This is a genomic window from Microcoleus sp. T2B6 (assembly GCF_036700475.1).
Lineage (GTDB): Bacteria > Cyanobacteriota > Cyanobacteriia > Cyanobacteriales > Microcoleaceae > Microcoleus.
Genome location: NZ_JAUBOZ010000242.1, coordinates 1 through 1,468, shown reverse-complemented (window position 1 = coordinate 1,468; position 1,468 = coordinate 1). Strand labels below are relative to the sequence as shown.

Annotated in this window: 1 protein-coding gene; it reads right to left on the bottom strand. The window is 45.0% G+C overall.

Annotation, left to right across the window (positions count from 1 at the left end):
• A partial coding sequence (gene iscB / locus QUA00_RS36670; protein ID WP_333413488.1) for an RNA-guided endonuclease IscB occupies nucleotides 1–1,208 on the bottom strand: 1,208 nt, incomplete at its 3' end.
• Nucleotides 1,209–1,468: the final 260 nt, after the last annotated feature.

Below are 1,468 nucleotides of genomic sequence, written 5' to 3'. Positions count from 1 at the left end.
ACCCTTCCCTGGATTGTGGCAATGTCGAACGAACCGGATGCACGACAAAGAACTCGTCCCACGTAGGAACCAACTTTCTTGCCTGCGGTGACGGTAGCGCCAATGATATCACCAGTTTGAAACCCAAAATGTATTTGCTTTCTCGATCTATGCCGAATTGGGAAGCCAAATCGATTTGTGCCACACATTTGCCGAGCACCATGTCCTGCTGCTTTAATTAACAGCGGTCGAGAAGTCAGTACCTTCAAATTTTCCACTTGACCTACGCAAGCAGCATCTAACCAGTGGAATTTAGGCAGATTCAATCGAGTACGATTGAACTTTGTTAAACCGCCACTACCAGTAGAAACGGGTAAGCCAGTCATGCGGAGTCGATTAAATAATGCCCAGCGAGTTGAATTAACTGCTGTTGCGTCTTTCAAAGGTCGCTTTGCTTGGGATAAAACCCGCTTTAAAATCTCTGGCTTTTTAGATAGGAATTGCTCAACATCTTGAGTACCCTTCTTTTTGTTGCAAGCATCGCAAGCAAGGCAAAGATTAGAAATGCGATTAGATCCGCCTTTAGCTTTGGGATGGATGTGTTCGACTTGTAGCGGTATATCAGTACTTCCGCAATACGTACACTTTCTGTCCCATTTGTTTAGTAGGTATTCGCGGATTTCGTAACCGTATAGAACTCCTTGCTGGTATTCCAATCCACTAATCTCTGGGTTTTCTATTTGCTGTAAGTCAAATCGCACAAGTTCTTGAAAAATAGATGCAATGGGAGCAAGTTTCATCAATCTATTTACCCAAGTCAAGGTTGTTTCGACACGATGCTGCAAGCTTGGAGCTAACCACCCTTTAGGACGAGTTCTGTTCAAGAATCTAGCTGGACGATAGCGGGTATGGCGGTTTCTCCTGCCTCTACGCAGTGAACGGCGAGATTCCAGACAGGCTTTAATAGCTTGTCCTCGGTGTGTTAGTTCTGCGCCAAAGATTACCTGCTCCCCTTGTAGCAATGCGATTCCAGTAGTTCTAGAACCCGGGTCTAATTTAAGAGTGATTGGTTTTTGAGGTGCTGTTACCTCTATTTTCAGAATTATTGTGAATGGATATTTTTTGAAAACGGCAGCTTTGCCCGTGGTTAGTAATTTGCGAGCCAATCCTGGGCGGATTGGATTTAGTGGGCGTTTCTGACTGTCAATGACGAAAACGAAATTAGACACAAAGTCCTCCATTGCTGGGTAAAGTTCGCTTCGAGAATGTTTTAAGAGCTTGTTATGCCAAAAGCACTGGGTTAACCCCTGCTAATCCTGTTTAACTTTTGGCGATAGAGCGAAAAACTAGCGTCGCATTCTTCGGTATCATGACTCTAAAAACGTAGGTCTAATCCTGTCTCTGGTAAGGTTCGGGCTTTCTTCTTTCACCGCTGGCGATCGAGCCGGACTTCCTAAAAGCCCCCGCTTTTAAGCGTGGGGTTCCTTAC